This window comes from Noviherbaspirillum aerium (genome assembly GCF_008929045.1).
GTDB classification, from domain to species: Bacteria; Pseudomonadota; Gammaproteobacteria; order Burkholderiales; family Burkholderiaceae_D; genus Noviherbaspirillum; species Noviherbaspirillum aerium.
Genome location: NZ_VFAH01000009.1, coordinates 1 through 25,349, shown reverse-complemented (window position 1 = coordinate 25,349; position 25,349 = coordinate 1). Strand labels below are relative to the sequence as shown.

The following is a 25,349-nucleotide window of genomic DNA, read 5'->3' as shown; positions in this document are numbered from 1 at the left end:
CGCACATCAGAAAGCGTAGCTCAGCTTGACGCGGAAGCTGCGCCCGTTCTGGGCGATCAGATCCTGCGCATGCTCTTCCGCGCCGGGATCGGAATAGCCGCGGTTGAACAGGTTGTAAATGCTGGCGGCCAGTTCCAGGCCGGGTGCGATCCGCACCGAGGACACCGTCAGGTTGCCCAGCCAGAATGCCGGCGCCCTGCCCCGCAGGCTGCGGCGCGAAGACAGGTACTGGACTTCCGCCCCGGCGCGCCAGCTGCGGTAGAACGGCGCGGACAGATTGAGCTTGCCGAGATGGCGCGGCGAATTGACGAGCTCGGCGCCGCTCATGCGGTCGACCGCCCGCTGCCAGCTGTAGCTGGTGCGCAGCCGCGCGCCGCGCGTCCATGCCTTCTCCACTTCGAATTCGGCGCCATAGGCGGTGGCTTGGCTGAGATTGCGGAAGGTGAGCAGGCCGTCGATGGGATCGCTGGTCTGCGAGATCAGGTCGGTGACGCTGTTGCGGAAGGCGGCCGCCATGATGCGGGTATCGGCGCCCAGCTGCTGCTCGGCCATCAGTTCGAGGCTGCGGATGCGTTCGCTCCTGAGGTCGGGATTGCGTCTTTGCCCGCCCTCGTCGGACAGCGCATAGTACCGCTCGTAGGCATTCGGCTCGCGGTAGGCCCTGCCATAGGAGGCCTTGAGGGTTGTGGCGGGCGTCATCTTGTAGATGAGCGCCATGCGCGGATTGAAGATGCTTCCGCTGGTGTCGGTGCGGTCATGGCGCAGGCCGGTATTGAGCAGCAGATCGTCGCGCAGGGTGATTTCATCCTGCAGGTAAACCGCATGCCGGTTGCCCGTGCGGCGGTCGTCCAGCCTGAGCGCGTAGGGTTCGACGTCGTAGTTGAATTGATCGCGCCGGTAGTCGCGGCGGTATTCGGAACCCAGCACGAGCTTGTGGCCGGATACGCGGGTACTGACCAGCTTGGCCTCGCCGCCCCACCAGCGCGAGCGCGAGCCGTCGCGGTTGAGCCCCAGCGGCGCGGCATCGTAGGCATAATCGCCGTCGTAATCGTAACGTCCCCAGTCGAGGCGCAGCGAGAGTTCGGTATCCGCCGCAAGCTGGCTGCGGTAACCCGCATCCACCATGCTTTGCGTATCGACGGTATGCGAACGCGGGTCGCCGAACGCCTGGCTGAACGACGCGGTCGGCATGCCCTTGGTGCGCTCGTTGTGCGCGATGCTCAGGCTGAACGGTCCGGCCGATCCCTTGATGAAGAGGCTGTCGGCGCGGTCATGGTCGAGCCTGCGGGCAATGCCGCCGCCGCTGCCCGGATTGTCGAACTCGGGGAAATACAGATCCGTGCCGCGCTCGCGGTAGCTCGTCGCCGACAGCAGCCATTCCGCCGCGCCGGTACTCATGCCGTAGCTGGCGCGAAGCTTGCGGGCGCCATGGCTGCCGGCTTCGATTGCCGCGCGGGCGCCGGGAATGTCGGTGGCACGGCGGGTGATCACGTTGATGACGCCGAAGAAGGCATTGGCACCGTAAATGGAAGAGCCCGGGCCGGACACGTATTCGATGCGTTCGACGAGATCGAGGTCGACCAGGAATTCCGTTCCCACCGAAGCCTGGTCGTAGACGCCGTCGTTGAGACGCTTGCCGTCGACCAGCAGCAGGAAGCGGGTGTTGTAGTCGCCCGGCCGCAGGAATCCGCGCGCCCCGAGATAGTCGTAGTTGCGATCGTAGTTAACGTGCAGCCCGCGCACGCTGCGCAGCACGTCGGCCAGCGTGCGCCAGCCGAAGGCCTTGATGTCGGCCGCGGTGATGATGCTTACCGCCGACGGCGCCTCGCTGACTTTCTGCACGAATTTTGAAGCGCTCGACACTTCCATGGAGAGCAGCTGCTCGATCGGCAGGGCGGCGAGATCGGATGCCGGCTCGCTGGCGTGCGTGTTGGCGCAAACCAGCGCGAGAGCGGCAAGAATATACGTCCGAGAATGATGATGGCGATGCTGCCGGAAAGGCAAACGACGAAAGACAATACGGCTTCGCATGGGAGGACCCTTGCTCGAATGAGATACGCATTTTCCGGAAGGGACTTTTGCCATCGTTTGGCAGACAGCCAGACAAGTCGGCCTGTCGACGACAACGGAGCCATTCTAACCGAGCGCCATGCAAAACGATGATGTAAAGCAATTTTTTTAATGGTGCGGCGCGGAATTCGCGCCATTCGGGAACCGCGTGCGCAGCGAGTGGCGGCTGGCTCCAGCGTCCTGCTACGTCCGGGAGGCGTCAGAACCGGCCAGATGCAAGGCATGACGACGTGGCAGGGTGCGGTGATGGCGGCTTCGGACCTCTTGTGTGGTGCATGACAGGCTCCAATCCGCCTCGCAAGCTATGCTACGCTATCGCTGCCCGGCGCTATCACGGTACTCCGGCTGCCAAACCAGCACCGCCCGCGGGGTCCCTCATCCGGATCGGGCCGCAAGCCGGCACGGCTGCGGAGCCTGTCTCCGCAGCGATGTTGATGAAAGTTTCCCCTCAATTCCCTACGCCGAAGTCTTATGCAGAAAGTTCGAAAAGCGGTATTTCCGGTAGCCGGTCTTGGCACCCGATTCCTTCCGGCGACAAAAGCGACGCCGAAGGAGATGCTTCCGATCGTCGACAAGCCGCTGATCCAGTTCGCCGTGGAAGAAGCGATGCAGTCCGGCATTACCGACATGGTCTTCATCACCGGCAGGAACAAGCGCGCGGTGGAGGACCATTTCGATACCGCCTATGAACTCGAGGCAGAACTCGACCTGCGCAACAACGACAAGCTGCTGGCGCTGGTGCGGGACATGTTTCCAAGTCATATCCGCTATGTGTTCATCCGCCAGTCGAGGGCGCTCGGATTGGGCCATGCGGTGCTATGCGCCAAGCACGTCATCGGCGACGAACCTTTCGCCGTCTTGCTGGCGGACGACCTGATCGACAGCAAGGCACCCGTCCTGCGGCAGCTGATCGACGTCTCCAACGCGCATCAGCAGGCATCAGTCCTCGGCGTACAGGACGTGGCGCGCAGCGAGACCGGCAGCTACGGCATTGTCAGCGGACATCCGCTGGCGGATGGCATTGAGCGAGTCACGCATATCGTCGAGAAGCCGAGACCGGAAGACGCGCCTTCGACGCTGGCAATCGTCGGCCGCTACATTCTTTCGCCGCGCGTTTTCCATCATCTGGAACAAATCGGGCACGACGGGCGCGGCGAAATCCAGCTGACCGACGGCATTGCCTCGCTCCTGTCGGAGGAAACCGTCGTGGCGGCGCGCTATGAAGGGACGCGCTACGATTGCGGCTCCAAGCTCGGCTACCTCAAGGCGATGGTCGAGTTCGGCCGCAAGCATGGCGAAGTCGGGGAAGAGTTCGGTCAATGGCTGGACAACGGCCGGAAATCACCCGGCTAGGCTGTGTTTGATAAGCGTTGCGAGCGGTTCGGATTGGTGCCGAGGAGCGCACGCGTACGCAGGGTACGCCGAGCACCGCAGGCGCCAATCCGGATCGCGCAGCAGCTTATCAAACACAGCCTAGCCGACTGCGCGACAGCAGATCAATAGCGAATCAATAACGGATTGTTACGTCAGCGCTGCAGCTGGCTGAGGCGGCCATTGACGAATGCGGTCAGTTCCGGAGAAAGGGAGTTGGTTGATTTCGCGCGCCTGAACGCCTCCGACGCTTCCGCCGTTCTCTGATCGGCCTGCAGGGAAATGCCCAGCCCCATCCACCATACGCCGTTCTGCGGCGAGCGCTGCAGGGCCTGGATGTAATACTCCGCCGCCTGCTGGTGGCGCTCGTCGCGCTGCAGCAGGGCGGCCAGGAACGCCAGGTAGTCGGCACGGTCCCTGGCATGAGGCAGGGTCCGCTCCAGCGTCTCGATGGCAGCCCGGAGCGCCCCCTTCTCCAGCCGCAGCCGCGCGAGAATCATGGCGAGCCCCGGTTGCGCCTCGTCGAGCGCCAGTCCTTCGCGGGCGCGTTCTGCCGCTTCATCCTGGCGCCTGGCATTAATCAGCAGGCCGATCAGCGACTGGCGGGCGGCGGCGTGACGCGCGTCGAGCTGCAATGTGGTTTCCAGGCCGTTGATGCCATCGGCGATCTTGCCTTGCTCGACCGCCGTCAGCGCCTTCCTGTACTCATTTTCCGCGCGTTGCTGCGGGCTGAGTTCCTTCGATTGCTTCGCACCCGCGAACGCCGGAGCCGCTTCGCCTTGGGTTTCCGATTTCGGAGAAGGCGCAGGCCTGGAGCGCGAGGATGGCGTCTGGGCAGGCGGCATTGCCGCCTCCTTTGCCGCCTCCTCCCTGGGGGAAGGACGCCGCTCGGATGCGGGCTTGTTGCGGGCCGGGTCCTTTTCCGGTTGCGGTGGTGTTTGCGGTTGCGGCTGGACAGGCGGCGCGGCAGTTACCGGCGGCGTCACCGGCTGTGAAGGCGATTTGCCCGCGGGGGCGTCCGTGACGGGTGCCGGCAGCGCGGCCACGCCGACGCCATCGACCGCGGCCGGTGTCGGTCCGATATTCGTGACCGGAGCCGCCGATGCCGCCCCGGCGCCGGCAGCTGCCTGCTTCTCCGTGCCAAGACGGGTTTCCAGCTTCAAAGGCAATTCCGGCCTGGCCACCTGGGGAGGGGCGTAAAGGTGGCGATACAGCGCCCAGCCGGCAACGCACAACAGGGCAATGCCCAGCGCGAGCGCCACCCACCAGGCCGGATGGACGCCGCGTTTTTCCGCCACCGCCCTTACCTGCTGTCCATATCCCGTGGTTCCCGCACCGTCGGCACGTCGTGCGTCCAGCTCCTGCAGCATCTGGTTGATAAGACTCATCGGAAATACGCCCACCCCATCATGCCGACGCCCGTGCCGAGCATGGCCAGCGCCGCGGCGGCACCCCATATCCAGCCGAAGCGACTCGTCCTGGCGGCGCCGGTATCGTTAGCCGCGGACTGGATGTGCCGGGCGGTGACCTTCTGCTTTCCCTGGCCATAGGTCAGCATCAGCGCCTTGTGCGCCAGGATGTTGACCAGCCGGGGAACGCCGCGCGTGGCGGCGTAGAGGGCTTTTACCGCGCTCCTGTCGAACAGCCGGCTGCCGGCATATCCCGCCACGCTCAGGCGGTGGGACAGATAGATCTCGAGGTCATCCTTGCTGAGCGGCCCCAGGTTGTAATGAAAAGTGATGCGCTGCATGAGCTGGCGAATCGCTTCCTGGTGCAGCTTGTGATCCAGCTCGGGCTGACCGAACATCACGATCTGCAGCAGCTTGCGCTTTTCGGTTTCCAGGTTGGTCAGCAGGCGCAGGGCTTCCAGGGTGTCGATCGGCATTGCCTGCGCTTCATCGAGGCACAGGACCACATGCTTGCCTTCCCGCGCCAGCACCAGCAGGCGGTGATTGATGGCCTTGAGCAGCTGATGCTGGTCGACGTCCTTTTCCTGCGGGACTTCCAGCTCGTCGGCCAGCGCCAGCATCAGCGCGCGCGGCTCGAGCAAGGGATTCGGGATGTAGGCCGTCACGAAGTTCTGGTCGAGGCTCGCCATGAACTTGCGGCACATGAGCGTCTTGCCCACGCCGACTTCGCCGGTGATCTTGATGAAGCCTTCGCCGTTCTTCGTGGCGACGATCAGCGTGTTGAGTGCTTCCTGATAGCTGGTGCAGGCAAAGAAATAACTCGTATCGGGCGTAATGCCGAAGGGAAGTTCGCGCAGGCCGAAATGGTTGTTGTACATGATTGCGTCGATGTGCCTCGGTATGCCCTGGTTTGCGTTACTGATCCGCCGCGCTTCTGGGGCGCAGGCCCTGCACGCGCTGCTGGCTTTCATTGACGTCCTGCGCCCAGGTGGTGTTGCTGTGCACGATCGTCGGCTTGAGCAGAATCACGAGTTCGCGCTTCTGCGTCGTCTGCCTCGTGTTGCGGAACAGCGCGCCAACGCCGGGGGCGTCGCCGGCACCCGGCAGCTGCGACCGGTCGGATATGCTGGCCTGGCGCATCAGGCCGCCGATCGCCACGATCTGCCCGTCCTGGCCGCGCACCACGCTGTCGGTTTCCGACACGGTGCTCGACGCCAGGGGCAGGGTGAAGTTGCCGGCGGCGCCGAGGTTCAGCGGCTTGTCCACCGTGGTGACGTTGCTTACCGAGGGATGAATGTGAAGAATGATGTTGCCGCTGTCATCGATCTGCGGCGTCACGTCGAGCGCAACGCCCGAGAAGAAGGGCTGCACCGTCACGGTCGGGCTGGTGGTGCTGGAAGTGCCGACGGCCGTGGTGGTGGTGCTGACGTTGGTGACGAAGAATTCATCGCGCCCCACCTTCAGCACCGCTTTCTGGTTATTCAGGGTCGCGATGCGCGGGCTCGACAGCACATGCACGTTGCCCTGCGTTTCCAGGAAGGAGATCAGCGCGGCGAAATTGCTGGTCTGGAAGGCGAGGCCGAAGAGAGAACCCGCGGCTGCGGCCGGCGCTGCCAGGCTGAAGCCCGGAAGGGCTGAGACGGCATTGGCGTTCCCGCCATTGAGCGCCGCTGTCAAGCCGTCAAGTGGCCGAGCGGACAGCGACGCCCCCGGTGACACCATGCCGAGCGACGCCCTGCTGTTGTTTGACGCATTCAGGGAAGAGAACGCAGCCCAGTTGACCCCCGACTGGAAGCCGTCGTTCAGTTCCACTTCGAGGATCTTCGCCTCGAGGATGACCTGGCGGTCGATCGACAGCTGGGCCGCCTTGAGATACGAGGCGACATTGCGCATCTCGTCCCAGCGCGCGCGCACGACCACGATGCCCGACTGCGGGCTGATGACCACGCTGCGCCCTTCCCCGTTGCCGACGATCGCTTCCAGCGAGGCGCGCAGTTCGGACCAGAAGTCGTTGGTCGAGGTGGTGCTGATCTTGCTCGAATTGAGCGCCGTCGAGACGACGCCTCCGCCCGCCTGCTGCGCATTGCCCGTTGCCTGGTTGCCGCCATTGCCGGCCGACCCGGCGGCGGACGTGTTGTCGCTGACCGAACCGGAATTGACGCGAATGTCCGAGGAGCCGCGGCGGCTTCCGGTCAGGTAATTGACCTGGAACACCCTGGTCTGCATGGTGATCGGCTTGACGTAGATGCGGTTGCCTTCCACCTTGTAGTCGTAACCGTAGAGTTCGCGCACCGCATCGAGGGCTTCGAACACCGTGACGTCCTTGAGGTTGACGGAGATGTTTCCCGTCACGTCGGGATGGACCAGCATGCTGTATGGCGTGCCGGAGACGATCCCCATGAAGAACTGGGCCGCCGGAACCTGATTGAAGGTGATGGCAAAGCGCTCCTCCACCGGCTGTCGTGGCCTGGGAACCTCGATCTGGATGGGCGGCAGCAGGGCGGCGGCCACGGCATCGGGCTGTGCCGGCGAGATTCCCTGCCTTGCTGCCTTCGTCAGCTCGGCATTGATGAGGTCAAAGGTCTCGTGTTTCCGGGGCGCGGGCGTACATGCGGCCAGGCTCAGGATCACGATGGCGGATGTAATTTTTTGCACTCTATCTCTTACCTTCACTATGCACCACTGCCTGCCCTGCATTCCTGCGGCCCGGCGCACGCTGCTTCTCAATCCCGGGGAAAAGCTTCAATACCCGCTGTTCCTTTCCTGTGCCAAGCACGACCTCGCTTTCCAGAATCCTGGTGACGCGCGCATCGCCGACCGTATCGCCGACGCTCACGGTCCGCCCGTCGATCGTCGCCACCCTGCGGGTGGGCGAAATCAGGATGGATTGCACCTGCGGCACGGCAGGGCCAGTGTTCTGGACGCGCTCCGGTTCGCTGACGATGTTCGGCGGCCGCGTCGGGTCCGGCATGCCCTGTCCTGCCGCCAGTTCCGTCATGGACAAACCCATGGCGCAGACGACGGCCATTGTGACGGTTTTGAACGTTTTACTCAAATGTTTAGCCATGATTTGTCGAGGCTGAGAGTAAAAAGCGTCAAAGTCAGCCGGGCCGTCGGATATGCCTCCACATCCAGGCGCGTGCCGGCCCAGAACAGCTGCCAGGGCATGCGCTCGAGTTCGGCGAGATAGTGCGCGATATCGGCATAGCCGCCCTCCACCACGATCTCGACGCCGTGCTTGTACACCGTTTCTCCCGCAGCCCGGGGAGCGGCCTTGTCGGCGGCCGGCTTCGGCGTCCCGGCCGGCGCGGCGCTGCCGTCGATCGATTCCGCAAGCGACGCCACCGGCAGCGTCTTCAGCGATTTCAGGCGCAGCTTGCCGTCCCGTTTCAGCAGATCTTCCAGCATGACCGCCATCCGGTCCGGCGATACCAGCCCGTTCTGCATGCCCTCCAGCTGGTTGCGCATCTGGATGCGCTGTTCGTTGAGCTGGGCGAGACGCAGCTTGACGGCGGCGTCCGGGTCCACCTGGTGGGCGCTGATGCGGTTCTTTATCTCGGCGTGAATCGAGTCGAGCTGCAGCTGATCGGCCTTGATCTTCTGCGACAGCTGCTGCTGGCTCGCGAACTGCGGCCCGATGAACAGGCGGTCGGCCACGGTCACGAGAAGCAGGGCCGCGATGGCGAACAGCATCAGCCGCTCGCGCATGCTGCGGGCCTCGACCAGGCGCTCGAATTTTTTCCAGTATGCCTTCATCATCTAGTGCGCTCCCGCCATGTCCCGCAAGTTGGGCAGCCCGCCCGGCGCGGCGGCCCCGCCAGGCGTCAGCGCGGGCAAGGCCTGCAACAGGTCTTTCGCCTGCGTTGCATTCTTGCCGATTTCCTTGCTGATGTCCCTGCCCGTATCCCTACCCGCATTCCTGCCCGTATCCCGGCCCGTATCCCGGCCCGTGTCGCTGCCCGGCTGGCCGCCGCCGGCATCGACGGAAGACTTCAGCACGAACTCCAGGTATTTCGCGGGCACGCGCCGGCCTGGGGCAGCGTCGCCGGCGCCCTGGTCATTCTTCTGCGCCCCCGCTTCCACTTCCGGCCTGGACATCATCAGCTGCGCGAAGGATCTTCCCCGCATCGCCGGCTCCTGCCCGAGCCGGTGAATGTAGGCCGGCACCAGTTCCGGCTGCAGGGCGCGGCCCTGCAGTTCCATGCGCCTGCCGACGCTGTCGATGGTGAATCCGGTGAGCCACAGTCCGTCCACGATCTGGCGGGAGAATGCCTGCAGGTAGGCGGAATAGCCTTTGGTATCGCCGACGCCGCCCTGGCGCACGATATCGAATGCCTTGCGCTGCGCGGCGATCTCGGTTTCCAGCCGCTGCAGCTCGGCTTCCAGATCCTTGCTTCTCTCGCGCGGCGCATTCTGCGCCATCACCGTGGCAAGCTGGGCCTTGGCCGCGCCGAGCCGGGCGGACACCGACGATGCCTGCTCCGTCAGGGTCCGGGTCTGCACGTGGGCATAACCGGCAAGCGCCGCCGCGCCGACGAGAATGACCGCCATGCCCTGCGCCATCGTCAACGCCGACAGGTGCTGCTTGCGCCTGAGCAGCGCCGGATTAAACAGATTGATCTGCTGGCTCATGCGGCCACCTCTTGCCGCAGCGCGGCGCCGAGCGTCAGCAGATATTTCTGCTGCGACTGCATGGACGCCAGGTCGGGCACGCGCGACAGATCGAGAATGCCGGCCAGATCCAGGGTTTCGGCGGCCACATACAGGTTGGATGAGAGATAGTTGCGCAGGGCTTCGCCGGCCTCTCCCATCGGCGACAGCACCAGCCGGGCCACGGTAATGAAACCGTACTGGCGCTCGAAATGATCGAGAGAGCGCTGCAGCTCGAGCGTGATGCGCTCGTGGCAGGACGTCAGCGCATCGCCGTAGGCCTGCTGCAATTGGGAGAACGGCACGTCGATGCGGCGGCTCAGGTACAGCTCGCCGGCATAGGTGACGGTCAGCAGCCCGCCTTCGCCGCCGAATGACAGAAAGGCAAGCCCGCGCCCTTCCTGGGCCAGCAGGGCCGACAGGTTGCGCTGCGCCATTTCGGGAATGTCGATCACGGCAAGCGGCACCTTGGCCCTGGCCATCAGTTCCTGGCGTTTCTGCACGATGGCGTTGCGCGCGGCGACGGCGTACATGGCCTGGCTGCGGTTGCCGCCATTCTTGTCGGCGGGGATGTTGAGCACGTCGACCGTCGCCTCGTCGACAGGGAAATCCAGCATGTCCTTGATGCGCCAGCGGATCGCGCCCTTCAACTCTTCGGCGGGCACGGACGGCGCATCGACCGACAGCATCTGGTAATCGCCCGACTGCAGCAGCGTGGCGCAGCGATAGCGCGATGCGCCGACTTCCCTGGCCAGCTTTTCCAGGCCCTGGTCGTGCGAGGATCCGTCGAGTCCCTGGAAGGCGGCCAGCTCGACGATCGGCCTGGCGTTGTCAGGCCGCGTGATGTGGGCTGCATAAACGCCGTCGTCCTGCAAGCTAATGGCCATCCATCCCGGATTCTTTTTATTTTTTGCAAAGGAAAACATGCCGTGCGCCGGGGTTTAGAAACGACTTGAAGTTATGGGATTAAGCCCATGCTGTCAATCAATTTTCCCTTGGTTGATGCCTGCGGCGTGGCATTCCGGACGAAGTTGCCGGAATGGTTTTCCTGTCTTGAAATATCAGGCGCGGCATCACGGACATTGCCCTGCCCCGGTGCCCACCGGGCAGAAGGCAATGACCTGCCGCACCCGCTCGACGTAACCCGCGGTGACCGCCGCCGTATCGTCCGGACAGGTCCCGGCCGAGTTGCATGCCGTTGCCACGATCTGAAATCCCCTCACCTGCTGTGCGGTGCCGATGGCCGATTCGCCTTCCGCGTAGGTGGCGGTGGGATTGCATTGCACGGTGACGCGAAAGCCGGTGTGCGCGCTCAGGTCGAGCGTCCGCCGGCTGGCCGCGCCGTTGCAGGCGCCGGCGGCGTGCCATATGCCGCCGTTCTGGAAGGCCTGGTACAAACCCCATTCCGTGCCGGCCTTCGCCGCCTGCCATGCGCGGGCGGACTGCATGTCCTGGGCGCTGCTCAGGTGCTGCGTGGTGCCGAATTTCATGATGGCGCCGGCCAGCGCGGCCAGGATGACCAGCACCATGATGGCGGCGATCGCGCCGAAGCCGGAGTCAGCGCGGCGCTTCATGGCACATTGTCCACATGGGCGCCGAACGACAGGGATACGGTTTCGAACGCTCTTGTCAGTTCGATCTGCATCGATACGAAGCCGCGCTGCTGCGTGCCGCCGTTCGGGCTGTAGACGAGATTGCAGCTGCGCACATTGGTGGCCAGCACCGCCGCGCCGCCGGTTGCCGGGCAGGCGGTGGGGAACGCCGGAACAAGAGCTCTGTTCAGGCGAAACAGCGTGCCGGTGCCGTTCCCATTGGCGTCGATGCCGGTCGCGTTGGCGCAGATGTAAAACACCGCCGGCGCGCCGCCATTGCCGGGGACGATGGAAAACCGTCCGCCGTCATAACCGACCGGGAACTGCTGCGAACCGAAGGAAAGGCGGCTGGTGCCGAACGCGGCATTCGGCGTGGTGACGCCGGTGATCGCCGCAACGCTCTGGCCGGCATACACTTCATTGGCATCCTGGTTGCCGACGACGACCAGATCTCCGATGGAGGGCACGGCCGACAGCGGTGAAAGCACGTCGAAGCCGGTGGAGGGCTGTGAGGTATCGAGCGGCGCGCTGCAACTCGCGCTGGCCGGGTTGGGCTCGGCGGGACAGGAGGCTGCCGCATCCATGGCCGTGTGCGGTCCCATGCGGTAGCGCCCGCCGGTCAGCGTCGGCAGCAGTTCGAAGCATTGCGTGTTGGGGCTGCGGATCGAGTTCGGCACCGCCAGCCGGATGTCGCGGGCCATGCGGCGCAGCGCGGTATCGGCGCTGTCGGTCAGCTCCGCCCGGCGCCGTGAATCGAAATACGCCTTGACCGCCGGCGTGAAGAAGACGACCAGGGAGGACGCGATGATGCCGGTCAGGACAATGACGATGACGAGTTCGAACAGGGTAAAGCCGCCTTGCCGGCGGTTGCGGCGATGCGCGGCATGGCGGCGAAAGCGATGGCGGTGACGGTGGTTGCGCATGGTCACAGTAGTCCATTCGCATAGTTGGTGCGCCAGCCATGCAGGCGGAAGCTGTCGGCGCCGTGCGTGACCGTGACCGTGATCTCATACACATGCGCTCCCGTCAGGCTTCCCGTGCCGGACACGGTGGCCAGGCTGCCGTTCTGATTGATCTGCACGCCCACGTTATACGATGCCAGGTTGGGCACCACCGTGCCGTCCACGGTGCAGACGCCGCCGACGGTCTGCAGGTTGTGGTAATCGAGAACGTCATTGAATGCGCTGCGCGCGCCGCACGGCCCCGGGCCGTTGGCCGGCGCCGCGCCTTCCGCCGCGAACGGCAGCAGGACGATTTCCTCCATCATGCCTTCGGCGATCGCCAGCATCTGCTTCTGCACCAGCGGATCGACGCTGCGGCTGACCACTACTGTGAAGGCCGTCATCACGCCCGCCACGCCGATCCCGAGGATCACGATGGCCAGCACGAGTTCGAACAGGGTCATGCCCCGCTGGCGTTTATTCAACATGGCCGGTCGCTCCGACGACGGTCACGGGGGAAGCGCCGCTGATGCTGATGGTATGGGTCGTCACGACACCGTCCGCCGATGTCACCACGCCCGAAGGCTGGAAATGGAGGGCAGGAAGGCCGCTGGCCATCAGGTCGCTGGCGGCCTGCGCGAAAGCGGTCTTGCCATCGGGGCCATTGAGCGTCGCGCTGCCGCAGGCGGCGGCGGGATTGCTTGCGGCGATCCGCAGGGTGACGCTGTTGGCGGTGAATACGGCGCAGACCAGGCGGCGATGGCTGACCGCCGACTTCTGCGCATAGCGCAATGCGGCCGCGACTTCATCGCGGAAAGCAATGTTGCGGAATTCCGAGCTGCCGGAAAACCTGGGAAGAGCCACGACGGCAAGCAGGCCGACCAGTACCAGCACCATGACCAGTTCGGCCAGCGTGAAACCGGCTGTCGCCGGCCGTCGGATGCAGCTCCGTCCCGCCGGTTTCAAAACAGCTCCCGCACATGCACGGTGCGCCGGGTTTCGGGCGTGTAGACACCGAAGCTCGCGCGGCCGAAGGGATCGTTCCGGAACGTGTTGCCCGTTGTCCAGCGGCCTTTGAGGAAGGGTTGATTGGATGGCGTGCCGGCGGTGCAGGCAACGCCGCTGGCAGGATCGGCGCCGAGATCGATGCAGATGTCCACCGTTCCCGAGGTGATGCCGGCCGGGCGCGTCAGGGTGATGGCGCCCTGGCCGCCGGCAAGGTTCACGTCCCCGCCGATAGTGACCGGCCATGCGGTGGTCGCGGCGCTGCGCGCATCGCGATAGCTGTTTGGACGAATGGCGGTCGCCGGAATAATGGTGCAATCATCTTGCGAATTCACCACCCATGAGCGCCCGCTCCAGAACTGGGCCTGTACCGGCAAGGTGAGATTGGTGCGCCCCGAGACGGTATTGCTGAACACATTCAGGCGGCCGAAACGCAGCCTGCTGGTGCCCAGCGGGAACCGGTTGCCACTGAGCGTCAGGTCCGAGGTTTTCAGGGTGATGCCGTCGCCGTCGCGCGGAGCAATGCCGATGGCGAGGTTTTCAAAGGGTCCGTCCAGAGCCGCTGCGCGCGCAAATGTGACGATTGCGCCAATCTCATTCTCGCCATTGACCCAGCCGGACGCCGACGGGTTGGCGACCGCAAGCCGTGTCGACAAGTCACCCTCGACATCCAGTGCGCCAAGTCCGACCGACCCGCCCGCTGCGACAGCCATCGACCTCCACATTTGCGTCGCGGCAGTCGGTTCGGCGACGACAGGATTGAAAAAAGCATAGCTGTTCCGATAGTTCAACGTCGCCTGTCCGCTGGCGTTGCGGGCGGTCAGCCTGAAGGTGATGTTGAACGGTTCATCCATGTAGGTGAAGCTGGAGCCGGCGCTGCAGGTCGGCCTGCGGACGATGGAAGGCGCGCTCACCGTAAAGTGATCCGGCGTGATGCGCCCCACCACATCGCTGAGTATCGGCACATTGACACCGGCGGCGCCAAGATAGTTGGTGACCGCGTATTTCGTCGTGCCGCTGCCTGCCACGCCGCCGAACTGGAAATTGCCGACTTCGCTGTAGCTGATGGCGTCGTTCAGTGTGACCGCGCCGGAAGCCAGCGTCGCCGTGGCGGGCGACACGCTGCCCAGCACATAGGTCGAGGTATCGGCAGGCGCCCCCGCCGGTGGAGCCACTGCCGGGATCAGATTGACCACGCCGGCGTTGTTGGTCGTGCCGGTGAATTTGGGGGTGGGCGTTAAATTAGCGGTCGCAATCGTCGCTGCGGTGACCGAATTGTCCGGAATGCCATTGCCCTTTGCGAGTCCGGTGGCATTCGTCTCGCCATCTGCGCTTGCCAGCCAGGGCCATGCCTTGAGTGTTCCGGAGAATTTCGCGCCGGCCCTGGCGAAGGCGGAGTTTCCAGCCGGATTGGCGACCCCGGCCCTGGCAAATCCGGTCGCCGTGATCGCGAACGGCCGCACCGTGAAATCGGACGATGCGCCGGTGACGGGAGTGCCATTGGTGCCGTTCAGGTTCAGCGACAGGTTCAATGCATACTGCCCGACGTCGGTGGTGCACAGATAAAAGGTCGCTCGCCCCGCTACGAAATTGAGCGTGATCGGCGTTCCGCTCGTGGTCAGCGGAGGCGTTATTGCGCCGGGGCAGGAGGCCGAGGCCGTATTGATTGTCGGGCCGGCGGCGCCTGTGGGATGGTTAATCCCGGGCACGTAGCGGATCGTGCCGCTGTACGCTGCGGTCGTGGTGGACAGCGCTCCGCAGTTCGACAATGTCGCCCGTATCGCGTGGGGCCGTCCGGCGACCGCGCCGTAGGCCGGGGTCAGCGCGTCGATGTCGGTGAGCGTGATGCCGGTGGTATCGCTGGTGAAGGTGATATTGCCGGAGGAGCCGGTCATGACATAGGTATCCCCCGCATACACGGCATCCAGCGCCGACACGGTAAAGGTCTCTTCCACCGGGTCGAGCAGGTAGAGCGAGACCGTGCCGTTGGTCAGCTGCACGGTGTTGCCTGACAGCGCCGTGCCGTTGCTGTTGTACCACTTCGGATTGGGCGTCGACGCGGTGAGAGTGACGACGCCGTTATAGCTGGTCAGCGGCACGCCGCCTCCATTGGCGGCGCTCATCGCCGTGATGGTGACCTTCGGGCCCAGCAGCGGCGAACTGGTGCAGGTGGTGCTTGAGGCCGGGCTGACGCTGATCGCGAAGCTGGGCGTATTGGGCGAGCCGATGGTGATGTTCGCGAAGTCGGTCTGGTTGGAATCGAGGCCGACGGTGCGCGCGGTGTTGACGAAGCTGTGGCCCGGCGTCGCGTTCGCCGGTATCTGCATCTTGATGTACAGCTTGGACACCGTTCCGCCCGCGACCGCCGCCGGCGACCAGGTGACCGTCGGCGCCGTGATCGACTCACCAGTCGTCGTGTTCGGATTGACCGTCGTATAGCTGCCGACGACCACCGGCGGATCGGCGGGATTGCTCGAGGTGGCCGAGATATAGGTCAGCGTCGGCGGCAGGTTGTCGATGATCTGCACGCCGGTCATCGAGGAGGAGCCGGTATTCGCCAGGTTGAGGGTATAGGTGACGGTGCTGCCCGGGGTCGGCTGGGAATTGTCGACGGTCTTGGTGAAGTTGGTATTGTTGCTGACGCACTGGGTGTAGGTAGTGCCGGCGCCGGTATTGCTGGTCAGGTCCCAGACCGGCCCGCCGTCCGGATCGCGCGCCATGTCCTTGTTGCCGTAATTGCCCAGCACCAGCATGTTGTACTGCTGCGGCTTGGTGGCAGAAGTGGCCGCCTGCGATGTCAGCGCGTCGGCCAAAGGCTTGCAACCGGTGCTCGCGTTCGCCAGGCCGTTGAACCAGTTCAGGGAAGCGTCTCCTGGCCAGGGCTCCGGCAGTTTTCCAGGATTGTTGTCGAAGACGAAGGCATCGACATATTTTCCATCCCCGTCCTTGAGGATGACAAGTGCGTTCTGCTGCCGCAAGCCGCCCGGCACATTGGCCGTCAGCCAGGTCTTGTTGCTGACGGTGCATGCGGTCGCGGTCGAGTTATTCAGCGGATAGGTGGTCTTGACGTCTTTCGAGGAATAGACATCGACGCTCCAGCCTTGCCAGGAGGCGGGAAAGGCGCCGTGCATGGAATAGACTTCGAGGAAGTTCGGCGGCGCGCTGCCGCCGGAACCGAAGAAGTATTCGTTGAACCAGGCTTGTTTCTGGGGGCCGCGCCAGGGGGAGCAGTTGTCGGCGTGGGCGAGGATTGGACAGAGAAAAATTAGCGCCAATACTAATAGGCAGTATGATTTGAGAGTCTGATAGCACTTCAAATGCAATGGCAGCAAAATTTTTCTCGTGTCCACGCGCATATAGGCATGCCAGTCACGTGGCGTCCACACGATCAACAACAGTTTTCAAGCTATAAGCAGTTATAAATATAATGCCGCCACTATAAAGTAGCGACGCGTATTTATCCTGTACAAACAATCGTAGCCGTTACTGAGGCGCCTTTGTAGCCTTGAACTGTACATGTAGCGATTTCACCAGCCTTTTTCCCTGCACAGGTTTCAGTACCACCTACCTCAAATTCGTTGGACGAAGTTGCAGTTGCAGCATCTGTAGGCTTAGCTCTTGCCGCAACAAGTGTCACTCCAGTAACAAAATCTTTTAAAACTGTGTCTGTACAGACTGCGCCATCCAGCGGTTTAGCAGTTGCATTTCCCGCTTGCTTAGCACCATAGTTCACAGCAGTACCAGAGGTAATGGCCGCTGCTACGCCATTCGCAGCCGCCTTACTAGCATCTCCACTCAAATCCACAAACTTCGGCAATGCCGTAGCCGCCAAAATCCCGAGAATCACAATCACCACCACGAGCTCAATCAGGGTAAAGCCAGCCTGAGCACCACGAATCTTTTTCATTTTTCTGTCCTGTGAATTAAGAATGTCCAAATATGTGCCGTCGGCTTTACCAAGGCGGTTCGAATATAACAGCTCTTTTTCGAAGTTTCCAGATGGATAGTCAAGTGCAGTTGTCCAGTGTTGCATTCACGGTAAACGTCGGCTGGTTATTGGCCGCCGCCGGGGTGACATAGGACACGGTGCAGTCGTTGGCGGCGCTGCTACCGGTATGCTTGCTGTCGGCCGCCACGACGCGCGGAGAGGTGAGGCCTGTTGTCACATAGTCGTCGGCCAGTCCGGCCAGCGCGACGATGCTGGTCGCGTTCGGATAGCCGTTCACATAGGTGACCTCGACACCCTCGATCACAATTGCCGGGTCGGGGGTGCCGGTAAAGCCAGCGGAGTGGCCGCGGGTGATCAGCGTCGCATGCGCCATCGCGGCGGCGGCCTTCATCGAGCCGGCGGCGCTTTGCATCTTGGCCATGCGCGCATCGGCCTGCAGCGCCGCGAATTTGGGCAGCGCGAAGGCGCCCAGTATGCTGATGATGGTGACGACGACCACCAGTTCGACCAGCGTAAAACCCTGGTTGCCGGCCCGCTTCGATGGCTGCTTTTGCTGGTTTTGCTTGTTCCGCATTGTTCGCTCGTTCATAAAGGCGCTCCCTTTCCCTCCGGCAAATGATACCGGAGCTTCCGCCCGCCATGCCGCTTTTTCAGGCAAAACCGCATCGGGTTCCACAAAGCGGCGCTTCACCGTATCCATTCGTAGGCGCGATGCTTTTGCAGGGCGACCGTGACGCTGGCGCCGTTGTCGGGCGGTCCGCTTCCTTCGGCTTGGGGCGGCCCGACCAGCCTGGCCTGCAACTCGATCATCTTTGCGACGCCGCTGCCTCGGCTGTCTTCGCTGCCATCACCATAGCGGAAGTGCTCGCCGTGCTTGACCAGGTACACCAGCCGTCGGGTCTCCAGGTCGAAATACCAAGTGCCGGGCTGGAGCGTATCCCGATCGGGGCGGATGAGTTCGCCGGCATAGTTGTCGGGATGCCGTTCCAGCCAGTCGATCGGATTCTGCCCCGCCAGCCGGTACGCTTCCCGCCCCCTCCCCTCCAGCATCATCGCGGCGATGCGCAGGCGCAGCCCGCTGCGCATGCCGTTGATGGCGTAATCGACATAGGCCTTTTCGGCGACTTCCTGGTAATAGCGCAGGCGCTCGAAGATGGGCAGCGCGATGGCGCCGATGACGATGACGGAGATGACCAGCTTCAGCACGAAGAAGCCCCGCGCCCGGTGCGATGGGCGCAGGCTGCCGCGTGCCCTGGCCGGCGTTGCCACGCTAGCGCCCCATCGCCGCCTTGCCGAGGTCCCAGATCGGCAGGAACACGCCCAGCGCGAGCACGAGGACCAGGATGGCGAGGCCGGAAATGAGGATGGGTTCGATCTGCGCGGACAGGGTCTTGAGCTCGTAATCGACTTCGCGCTCGTACATTCCGGCGACCTCTTCCATGAGGCTGTCGAGCTCGCCGGTTTCCTCGCCGACCGCCACCATCTGCAGCACCACCGGGGTGAACACGCCGGCCGAGGCGGCGGTGCGCAGGATGGATTCGCCGCGCTCGACGCCGTCGCGCATCTGGTTGATGCGGCTGGCGATATAGGCATTGTCGACCGTCTCGGACACCACGCTCAGGCCTTGCACGATGGGCACGCCGCTCTTGCTGGCCAGCGCGAAGCTGCGGGCGAAGCGCGCCAGCGTGGCCTTGAGCATGATCTTGCCGACGATCGGTATGCGCAGCTTGATCCGGTCCCAGCGAAAGCGGCCTTCCTCGGTGCGGATAATCATCCTGAAGCCGAGGCCGGCGCCGATGGCGGCAACCAGGATCAGCGGCCAGTAGCTGATCGTGAAATTGGAAGTGGCGATCAGAATGCGGGTCATCAGCGGCAGTTCGGCATTGAAGCCCTTGTACACGCCGGCGAACGCGGGAATCACGAACAGGTTGATGACGGCGATGGCGGCTACCATCGCCGTCATGACGAACATCGGATAGCGCAGCGCCGACTTCACCCGCGCCCGCATCTCGCGTTCGAATTCGATATGGACGAAGAGCCGCATGAAGATTTCCTCCATGCGCCCGGTGGCCTCGCCGATGCGCACCATGCTCAGGTAGAAATGGGAAAACACGTCCGGATGGCGACGCATGGCGGCGGACAGTTCCCGGCCCGCATCCAGCGATTCCCTGAGATCCTTGAGCACCTTGGCGAAGGAGCGGTTGACCGCCGACTCCTGCAGTCCGGCCAGCCCGCGCATGATGGGCACGCCGGCCTTGAGCAGCGTGTAGAGCTGGCGGCTGAACAATTGCACGTCGATGGACGTGATCTTCTGTTCGGTCAGGCGCACCCACCAGGCTTCGCCGCCGCTGCCGCTGCCGGCGGGCTTGCGGGTTTCGGTGATGTCGACCGGGGTCATGCCGGTGCTGAACAGCTGGTCCGCGACCGCGTTGCGGTCCGCGCTCTCGAGCACGCCGCTGAGCAGTTCGCCGCGTGCGTCCCTGGCTTTATAGGCAAAGAATGGCAAGCTTGCTCCTTACTTCGCTGCGGTGGCGGTGGCTGTGTCTATGGCGGTGGCCGGCATGGTCATCCCGTTCAGATATCGAACTGGTTGCTGACCCGCATCGCTTCGCTCACCGTCGTCTTGCCGGCGGCAACGAGAGCGACCGCATGGCGGCGCAGGGTATTGCCGCCCATCTGCGCCTGCGCCACTTTCATGAAGTGGCCGGGTTCATGGTGATTGGCCGCTTCGGCGACCTGCTCGGACATTTCCAGCATTTCATACACGCCGGTGCGGCCGCGATAGCCGGTGCCGTTGCAATGCGAGCAGCCCCGCCCGTGCACATAGCGATGCTCGGCGGCGCCGGCGCCCAGCTCCAGGCGCAGCCATTGCTGCTCGGCCGGCTTCAGGTCGTAGGGCTCGGTGCAGCTCTCGCAAATGACCCGCACCAGGCGCTGCGCCAGCACCGCCTGCAGCGAGGTGGCCACCATGTAGCGCGGCACGCCCATGTCCAGCAGGCGCACCGGGGTGCTGATCGCATCGTTGGTATGCAGCGTGGACAGCACGAGGTGGCCGGTCAGGGCGGCGCGCATGCCGATCTGCGCCGTTTCCTGGTCGCGCATCTCGCCCACCAGCACCACATCCGGATCCTGGCGCAGGGCCGAGCGCAGCACGCGGGCGAAGCTGAGTTCGATCTTTTCATTCACCTGGACCTGGTTGATGCCGGGCAGGCGATATTCCACCGGATCTTCCACGGTGATGAGCTTGCGTTCCACGGTATTGAGTTCGGCCAGCGCGCCGTACAGGGTGGTGGTCTTGCCGCTGCCGGTCGGCCCGGTCACCAGGACCAGTCCGTTGGGCCGCTGCAGGATGCCGCGGAAGCGCTGCACCATCGCGGCCGGCATGCCGATCGAATCGAGCTTGAGAATGCCGCCGCTCTGGTTGAGCAGACGCATGACGACCGACTCGCCGTACTGCGTCGGCATGGTCGAGATACGGACATCGACCTGCGCCTGCTTGACCTTGATGGCGAAGCGGCCATCCTGCGGCAGGCGCTTTTCGGAAATGTCGAGACCGGAAATCAGCTTCAGCCGCAGGGCCAGCGCCTGCGCGATCTTGATGTCGGCCTCGGTCTGCATGTGCAGCACGCCGTCGATGCGGAAGCGGATCTGCAGCCGGCTTTCCTGGGGCTCGATATGGATATCCGATGCCCTGACCTGCGCGGCGTCGTCGAACACCGACTGCAGCAGCTTGACGACCGGCGCTTCCTCAATGCCCGGCGTGCCGCCGAGGTTGCCGAAATCGACATAGCTGTCGCCCAGGTCCTGTTCCAGCTCGCGCGCCAGGCCGGTGATTTCATCGGTGCGGCGATACAGGCGGTCGATGGTCTGCAGCAGTTCGCCTTCATTGACGACCGCGAGTTCGATATTGCGCCTGACCACCCGTGCCACTTCGTCGTAGGCGAACAGGTCGGTGGGATCGGCCATGCCGATCAGGAGCGCGCTGCCCCGGTCTTCGAGCGCAATGGCGCGGAAACGGCGCGCCTGGGTTTCCGGCAGCAGCCGCACCACTTCGGGCCGGGTGTTGTAAAACTTGAGGTTGATGTACGGGATGTTGAGCTGGCGGGCGAGCGCACCGGAGATCTTTTCCTCGGTGACGAAGCCGTTCTCGATGAAGACGCGTCCGAGCTTGCGGCCGGTGCGCTTTTGCTCGGCGAGGGAAAACTGGAGCTGCTCTTCGGAGAGCAGGTTTTGCTGCACCAGGATTTCACCAAGGCGGACCTTTTCCGGCCGGGCCATACACGCTCCTCATCAGGACGAACCAACGCGTATTTTAGCCACAATCGTGTTTCCCTAGTGAATTGTTTTTATTGGGAATTTTGATAATTAGAGCTTTGGCATGCGCCGCGCTCCGCCGGTTCTGCGCCGTCGCTCCGCTGCTTGGCCGCCTTGCCGCGCTTTCCTTATCCTTCCTTTGCCTTCCCTTTCGCGCAAGGCCATCGCACCGAAGCTTGCGGTGGCAACGACAGGCATCCATTTGCCCAATGCCGGATTGTCATGGAACCGGACGCGACTTGCCGCCACTTATGCTCACTTATGCTCGCTCGTGCTCGCGCCTGCACTCAAGGATGCCGGCATGACATGCCACCTCATTTCAAAACATTATCCTTTTCCATGGCAGCGAAACAATGAATCCATCCCGCATATCCCGTCCGCCGTCCCCGGCATGTCCACCGGCCGAAAGCCTGGCCGAACGACCGCAAACCAATGTCCCCTCCACGCCCGACCCGTCCCCGCCATCGTCTTCGGTGCCGGTGCGCCATGGTCCATCCGGGACAGCCGCCGCGGCGAAACTGCGTGCCTTGTGCCAGCCACCGGCTGCCACGCCATCCGGGCACAAGCGCGATACCTCGACGGACCTGGATGAGCTTTACAAGCAGCACCAGCCTGCCGCGCCCGCCCTTAGGCCGCCGCAAGCGCCCGCAGGCTCCTCTTCCGGTGCTTCCCCGCAACCCGCAGGCAGGCCTGCCTTGCGGCATGCCGTTTCAACCGGCGCCCTCGAAGAAACACCAAAACGCGAACACGTTCGGGAGCTTGAGACGGGCCATGCCGGAGACATTGATACAAAAGCCCTTTCCCAAAAGGACTGGAGAGAAAAGGCCATGCGGACCCCTTTCTATCAGTACGACCCCAATAAGAAAGAAGACGGTCTGGCGCTGGACAAAGAGGGGCAGGTTCGCATGAAAAAGCACGACAGCGTTTCAGGAAATGGCGCACCGTCCGTGGTGTATTTGAGGGCCGCCATTGTTCTGGTCAAGGAGAAGGACGGATTCGATCCACAGCTCAAGCACCACTCCACGCTGATCAGGCAGACGGACGGCACATGGAAGCTGAAGAATGCAGAGACCGGAGCGATGTCGGAACCGCTTCCGAAGAAAAGATATGTTTTCGTCACCATGCTGGACGGAACGATTCGCGTGGCCCCCAAGACATCGGGCGGCCATGGGCATGCGCAGGTTTCCGGTTATGCGCCTTATGTGAAGTATGCCGGTGAAGTCATGTTCGAGAACGGGAAGGAGCTGCATGCCACCCCGCAGTCGGGCACCTACCTGCCGCCGCTGGAAAAGGCCCGGCAATATTCCGGATTCAACTGCGACTTTACCGAGAGTTTTCCAAAGACGGCTTGAGCACCGGCCCGCAGCCTTGGCGGCTCCGGCAGGTCCATCATGGACTGCCGGAATGCATATGAACAGGCGCTGGCGCGGTTTCAGTCCTGGCTGTGTCGGACCAGTTTGCGCAGCAGTACCATGGTGCGCTCGGTCGCACCGCGGTGCTGCCGGGCAAAGGCGAGCGCCTTGCCGCCCATTGCGGTACGCCGCCCCTCGTCTGCCAGAAGGCGCCGCGCTTCCCGCGCCAGGACATCGGCATCCTCGATCCGCATTGCCGCGCCGGCGGCCACGGCATCATCGCTGACCGCCGCGAAATTGAAGGTATGCGGCCCGATCAGCACCGGCTTGCCGACCGCGCAGGCTTCAATCAGGTTCTGCCCGCCGAGCGGCAGCAGGCTGCCGCCGATGAAGGCCAGGTCGCAGGCCGCGTAATAGGCGAACATCTCGCCCATGGAGTCGCCCAGCAGCACCTGCACGTCGGCGGCGACGGGCCGGTCACCCATGGCGGACCGGCGCGCCAATGCAAAGCCGCGCTCCTCAACCATGCGCGCCACCTCGTCGAAACGCTGCGGATGGCGCGGCACGATCAGCAGCAGGGCCTCGGCGGCATCCGTCTTTTTCCAGGCATCGAGAATCAGGCCTTCCTCGCCCTCGCGCGTGCTGGCGCAGAGGAAGACCGGACGTCCGCCGATCTGCGCGCGCATCGCGAGCCCCTTGTCGATGGCTGCCTGCGGCGGCGTCACATCGAACTTGACGCTGCCGGTCACCGCGACATGCGGCGCGCCGAGCGAGCGCAGGCGTTCGGCATCGGCCTCGGTCTGCGCGGCGACGCAGGACATGGCGCGCGCCGCTTCGGTCATCAATGCCGACAGCCGCCGGGCCTTGGCCAGCGAACGCGCCGACAGCCGCGCATTGACCAGCGCCACCGGCACCTCGTGGCGGCGGCATTGGGCCATCACGTTGGGCCAGACTTCGGTCTCCATCAGGATGCAGATCGCCGGCCGGAAATGGCGCAGGAAACGGCCGACCATCCAGCCGGTGTCATAGGGCAGGTAGGATTGGCGCAGGCGTTCGCCATGCTTGCCGTACAGCGCCTGTCCGGTGGCGCGGCCGGTGGGGGTCATGTGCGTCAGCAGGATGGCATGGCGGGGATAGGCGGCAAGCAGCGCGTCGATCAATGGCTCGGCGGCGCGGGTTTCGCCGACCGAAACGGCATGCACCCAGAGCAGCGGCGCCGCCGGCCTTGGCGCGTAGAAGCCGAAGCGTTCGGCCAGATGCCGCCGGTAGCCCGGCTCCTGGCGGCCGCGCAGCCACAGGCGGCAGAGCACCAGCGGCAGCGCCAGCCACCATGCAAGGGAATAGAGAAGTCTCATCGGCAATCGGTGGAATCGCTGGAATCGGCAGTCAAGGCCGAACGCGCCGGACATCCGCCGCGCCCAGCAGGCTGGTGATGGCGGTGGCAACGTCGGCCACCGAAGGCGGCGCGCCCTGGTCGCCGAGGTTGATGATGCTGGAGGACCAGTTGCCCTCGGTCTTCCAGCGCGGCGAGTCGCAGTACAGCTCGATGGTGGGCCGCTCGTAGGCGGCGGCGATATGGGTGAGGCCGGTGTCGACGCCGATCGCCAGGCTGGTCCGCTGCGCCAGCAGCACGGCTTCCATCATCGACAGCTTCGGCAGTACGGTGGCATTGACCATCCGCGCGGCAAGGCGCTGCGCATCCGCCCTTTCGGCATCGCTGCCCCAGGCCAGCAGTACCGGCAGGCCGCGTTCGGCTAGCAATCCGGCGGTTTCGATCCAGTTGTCCGGCGCCCATTGCTTGGAAGCGCGCGCGGTGGCATGGAAGAAGACCGCATAGCGGCCGTCCGGCAGCCAGGCGGGACTTTGCTGCTCCAGCCGCGGCGGCGCCAGCAGGAAATCGGCCGGCGTGTCGACCACGTAACCGAGCGCGGCGGCGGCCACCAGGCGCCCGCGCAGGACGGCATGCGTCCTGATGTCGACCGGAATGCTCTTGTGATGAAAGATGCGCGAGACGCCTTCGTAGCCCGAACCCTCGGTGCCGTTGGCCAGGCCGATGCGCCTGCCTCCGGGCGCCAGTCTCGCCATGCGCATGACGATGCCGGTCTTGGTCAGGCCCTGGGTATCGAACACATAGTCATAGGCTTCCTCGCGCAGGCGCTCGCGGAAGCGACGGATTTCCGCGCGCGTGTCCGCCGCCAGCAGGCTCTTGCGCCAGCGCCGCAGCGCGAACGGAATCACGTGGCGCACGCCGGTGTTGAGCCGCACCAGGCTGGTGTAGGCTTCCTCCACCACCCAGTCGATCTGCGCATCCGGATGGCGGCGCAGGATGTCCGCCACCATCGGCATGTTGTGCACGACGTCGCCGAGCGAGGATACGCGGACGATCAGGATCTTCATGATCGATGCCAGGGCGCCGGGTCAGAACGACAGCTTGGCATCCGCCTTGGCGGCGAGAATGGCGCGCTTGAAGTCGTTCTGGATGCGCTCCAGCGCCTCTTGCGACTCGCCTTCGAAACGCATCACCACCACCGGCGTCGTGTTCGACGAGCGCGCCAGGCCGAAACCGTCGGCATATTCCACGCGCAGGCCGTCGATCGTCACGATCTGCTCGGCATCCGGAAACTTCGCGTCCTGCTGCAGCTTCGCAATCAGCGCCACGTTCTCGCCCTCTTCCAGGTGCAGGTGCAGCTCCGGCG

General features: G+C 64.0%; 22 protein-coding genes and 1 pseudogene. 2 read left to right on the top strand and 21 right to left on the bottom strand.

Annotated elements, in window-relative coordinates; genetic code table 11:
- Positions 1 to 6: 6 nt before the first annotated feature.
- Entirely contained in the window at positions 7 to 2,031 is a 2,025-nt protein-coding gene (locus FH061_RS14420; RefSeq protein WP_151636535.1) for a TonB-dependent receptor plug domain-containing protein, read from the bottom strand.
- Between the two features lie 510 nt (positions 2,032 to 2,541).
- On the opposite strand from FH061_RS14420, the gene galU reads away from it, so the two are divergent.
- Positions 2,542 to 3,423: a UTP--glucose-1-phosphate uridylyltransferase GalU gene (gene galU / locus FH061_RS14415; RefSeq protein ID WP_151636534.1), complete on the top strand. Its 882-nt coding sequence runs from the start codon at positions 2,542 to 2,544 to the stop codon at positions 3,421 to 3,423.
- A gap of 173 nt (positions 3,424 to 3,596) precedes the next feature.
- Here galU and FH061_RS14410 read toward each other — a convergent pair whose 3' ends face one another.
- The 17 genes from FH061_RS14410 to FH061_RS14330 form a co-directional block, all read right to left on the bottom strand.
- A complete protein-coding gene (locus FH061_RS14410; protein WP_151636533.1) occupies positions 3,597 to 4,829 on the bottom strand; it encodes a tetratricopeptide repeat protein in 1,233 nt (410 codons plus the stop codon).
- On the bottom strand, positions 4,826 to 5,728 hold the full coding sequence (locus tag FH061_RS14405; protein WP_151636532.1) for an ExeA family protein: 903 nt from the start codon (positions 5,726 to 5,728) through the stop codon (positions 4,826 to 4,828). Before FH061_RS14405 ends, FH061_RS14410 begins: the two co-directional genes overlap by 4 nt.
- A gap of 37 nt (positions 5,729 to 5,765) precedes the next feature.
- Positions 5,766 to 7,505, bottom strand: coding sequence for a pilus (MSHA type) biogenesis protein MshL (gene mshL / locus FH061_RS14400; protein WP_225984673.1), 1,740 nt, complete (start codon positions 7,503 to 7,505; stop codon positions 5,766 to 5,768).
- 1 nt (position 7,506) lies between these two features.
- A complete protein-coding gene (locus tag FH061_RS14395; protein WP_151636531.1) occupies positions 7,507 to 7,905 on the bottom strand; it encodes a phospholipase D-like domain-containing protein in 399 nt (132 codons plus the stop codon).
- Positions 7,902 to 8,609, bottom strand: coding sequence for an MSHA biogenesis protein MshJ (locus FH061_RS14390; protein ID WP_225984672.1), 708 nt, complete (start codon positions 8,607 to 8,609; stop codon positions 7,902 to 7,904). The genes FH061_RS14395 and FH061_RS14390 overlap by 4 nt, the downstream gene beginning before the upstream one ends.
- Positions 8,610 to 9,482: a PilN domain-containing protein gene (locus tag FH061_RS14385; protein WP_151636530.1), complete on the bottom strand. Its 873-nt coding sequence runs from the start codon at positions 9,480 to 9,482 to the stop codon at positions 8,610 to 8,612.
- Entirely contained in the window at positions 9,479 to 10,387 is a 909-nt protein-coding gene (locus tag FH061_RS14380) for a type IV pilus biogenesis protein PilM (RefSeq protein ID WP_225984671.1), read from the bottom strand. The genes FH061_RS14385 and FH061_RS14380 overlap by 4 nt, the downstream gene beginning before the upstream one ends.
- Positions 10,388 to 10,573: 186 nt before the next feature.
- Complete coding sequence (locus FH061_RS14375; RefSeq protein ID WP_151636528.1) at positions 10,574 to 11,074, bottom strand: MSHA biogenesis protein MshP; 501 nt, start codon at positions 11,072 to 11,074, stop codon at positions 10,574 to 10,576.
- Positions 11,071 to 12,015: a type II secretion system protein gene (locus tag FH061_RS14370; protein ID WP_151636527.1), complete on the bottom strand. Its 945-nt coding sequence runs from the start codon at positions 12,013 to 12,015 to the stop codon at positions 11,071 to 11,073. Before FH061_RS14370 ends, FH061_RS14375 begins: the two co-directional genes overlap by 4 nt.
- 2 nt (positions 12,016 to 12,017) lie before the next feature.
- Entirely contained in the window at positions 12,018 to 12,521 is a 504-nt protein-coding gene (locus tag FH061_RS14365; protein ID WP_151636526.1) for a type II secretion system protein, read from the bottom strand.
- Complete coding sequence (locus FH061_RS30465; RefSeq protein WP_225984670.1) at positions 12,511 to 12,999, bottom strand: prepilin-type N-terminal cleavage/methylation domain-containing protein; 489 nt, start codon at positions 12,997 to 12,999, stop codon at positions 12,511 to 12,513. Before FH061_RS30465 ends, FH061_RS14365 begins: the two co-directional genes overlap by 11 nt.
- Positions 12,996 to 16,313 (bottom strand): DUF6701 domain-containing protein, encoded by a 3,318-nt coding sequence (locus tag FH061_RS14355; RefSeq protein ID WP_192805070.1) that lies wholly within the window; start codon positions 16,311 to 16,313, stop codon positions 12,996 to 12,998. Before FH061_RS14355 ends, FH061_RS30465 begins: the two co-directional genes overlap by 4 nt.
- 182 nt (positions 16,314 to 16,495) lie before the next feature.
- On the bottom strand, positions 16,496 to 17,071 hold the full coding sequence (locus FH061_RS31620) for a pilus assembly FimT family protein (RefSeq protein WP_318841019.1): 576 nt from the start codon (positions 17,069 to 17,071) through the stop codon (positions 16,496 to 16,498).
- On the bottom strand, positions 17,046 to 17,561 hold the full coding sequence (locus tag FH061_RS14345) for a prepilin-type N-terminal cleavage/methylation domain-containing protein (protein WP_192805069.1): 516 nt from the start codon (positions 17,559 to 17,561) through the stop codon (positions 17,046 to 17,048). The genes FH061_RS31620 and FH061_RS14345 overlap by 26 nt, the downstream gene beginning before the upstream one ends.
- Before the next feature lie 113 nt (positions 17,562 to 17,674).
- Positions 17,675 to 18,256, bottom strand: a complete 582-nt coding sequence (locus tag FH061_RS14340) for a hypothetical protein (RefSeq protein ID WP_151636522.1) — start codon at positions 18,254 to 18,256, stop codon at positions 17,675 to 17,677.
- 1 nt (position 18,257) lies between these two features.
- Positions 18,258 to 19,493, bottom strand: coding sequence for a type II secretion system F family protein (locus tag FH061_RS14335; RefSeq protein WP_151636521.1), 1,236 nt, complete (start codon positions 19,491 to 19,493; stop codon positions 18,258 to 18,260).
- Positions 19,494 to 19,561: 68 nt separating this feature from the next.
- On the bottom strand, positions 19,562 to 21,265 hold the full coding sequence (locus FH061_RS14330; protein ID WP_151636520.1) for a GspE/PulE family protein: 1,704 nt from the start codon (positions 21,263 to 21,265) through the stop codon (positions 19,562 to 19,564).
- A 731-nt stretch (positions 21,266 to 21,996) separates the two neighbouring features.
- On the opposite strand from FH061_RS14330, the gene FH061_RS14325 reads away from it, so the two are divergent.
- On the top strand, positions 21,997 to 22,653 hold the full coding sequence (locus FH061_RS14325) for a hypothetical protein (protein WP_151636519.1): 657 nt from the start codon (positions 21,997 to 21,999) through the stop codon (positions 22,651 to 22,653).
- A gap of 80 nt (positions 22,654 to 22,733) precedes the next feature.
- On the opposite strand, the gene waaA is transcribed toward FH061_RS14325, so the two are convergent.
- The 3 genes and pseudogenes from waaA to FH061_RS14310 all read right to left on the bottom strand — a co-directional run.
- Positions 22,734 to 24,008, bottom strand: coding sequence for a lipid IV(A) 3-deoxy-D-manno-octulosonic acid transferase (gene waaA, locus FH061_RS14320; protein WP_151636518.1), 1,275 nt, complete (start codon positions 24,006 to 24,008; stop codon positions 22,734 to 22,736).
- Positions 24,009 to 24,039: 31 nt separating this feature from the next.
- Positions 24,040 to 25,050: a lipopolysaccharide heptosyltransferase I gene (gene waaC, locus FH061_RS14315; RefSeq protein ID WP_151636517.1), complete on the bottom strand. Its 1,011-nt coding sequence runs from the start codon at positions 25,048 to 25,050 to the stop codon at positions 24,040 to 24,042.
- Positions 25,051 to 25,071: 21 nt separating this feature from the next.
- Positions 25,072 to 25,349, bottom strand: a pseudogene (locus FH061_RS14310) (phosphomannomutase/phosphoglucomutase); the annotation flags it as partial.

What these genes read in the sequence shown, in the direction of transcription:
- FH061_RS14365 (WP_151636526.1), bottom strand. Translation starts at nt 12,521, where the DNA reads ATGTTGAATAAACGCCAGCGGGGCATGACCCTGTTCGAACTCGTGCTG.
- galU (WP_151636534.1), top strand. Translation starts at nt 2,542, where the DNA reads ATGCAGAAAGTTCGAAAAGCGGTATTTCCGGTAGCCGGTCTTGGCACC.
- FH061_RS14420 (WP_151636535.1), bottom strand. Translation starts at nt 2,031, where the DNA reads ATGCGAAGCCGTATTGTCTTTCGTCGTTTGCCTTTCCGGCAGCATCGC.
- FH061_RS31620 (WP_318841019.1), bottom strand. Translation starts at nt 17,071, where the DNA reads ATGCAACACTGGACAACTGCACTTGACTATCCATCTGGAAACTTCGAA.
- FH061_RS14390 (WP_225984672.1), bottom strand. Translation starts at nt 8,609, where the DNA reads ATGATGAAGGCATACTGGAAAAAATTCGAGCGCCTGGTCGAGGCCCGC.
- FH061_RS14405 (WP_151636532.1), bottom strand. Translation starts at nt 5,728, where the DNA reads ATGTACAACAACCATTTCGGCCTGCGCGAACTTCCCTTCGGCATTACG.
- FH061_RS14380 (WP_225984671.1), bottom strand. Translation starts at nt 10,387, where the DNA reads ATGGCCATTAGCTTGCAGGACGACGGCGTTTATGCAGCCCACATCACG.
- FH061_RS14385 (WP_151636530.1), bottom strand. Translation starts at nt 9,482, where the DNA reads ATGAGCCAGCAGATCAATCTGTTTAATCCGGCGCTGCTCAGGCGCAAG.
- FH061_RS14410 (WP_151636533.1), bottom strand. Translation starts at nt 4,829, where the DNA reads ATGAGTCTTATCAACCAGATGCTGCAGGAGCTGGACGCACGACGTGCC.
- waaA (WP_151636518.1), bottom strand. Translation starts at nt 24,008, where the DNA reads ATGAGACTTCTCTATTCCCTTGCATGGTGGCTGGCGCTGCCGCTGGTG.
- FH061_RS14375 (WP_151636528.1), bottom strand. Translation starts at nt 11,074, where the DNA reads ATGAAGCGCCGCGCTGACTCCGGCTTCGGCGCGATCGCCGCCATCATG.
- FH061_RS14345 (WP_192805069.1), bottom strand. Translation starts at nt 17,561, where the DNA reads ATGCGGAACAAGCAAAACCAGCAAAAGCAGCCATCGAAGCGGGCCGGC.
- waaC (WP_151636517.1), bottom strand. Translation starts at nt 25,050, where the DNA reads ATGAAGATCCTGATCGTCCGCGTATCCTCGCTCGGCGACGTCGTGCAC.
- FH061_RS14370 (WP_151636527.1), bottom strand. Translation starts at nt 12,015, where the DNA reads ATGCGCAACCACCGTCACCGCCATCGCTTTCGCCGCCATGCCGCGCAT.
- FH061_RS14330 (WP_151636520.1), bottom strand. Translation starts at nt 21,265, where the DNA reads ATGGCCCGGCCGGAAAAGGTCCGCCTTGGTGAAATCCTGGTGCAGCAA.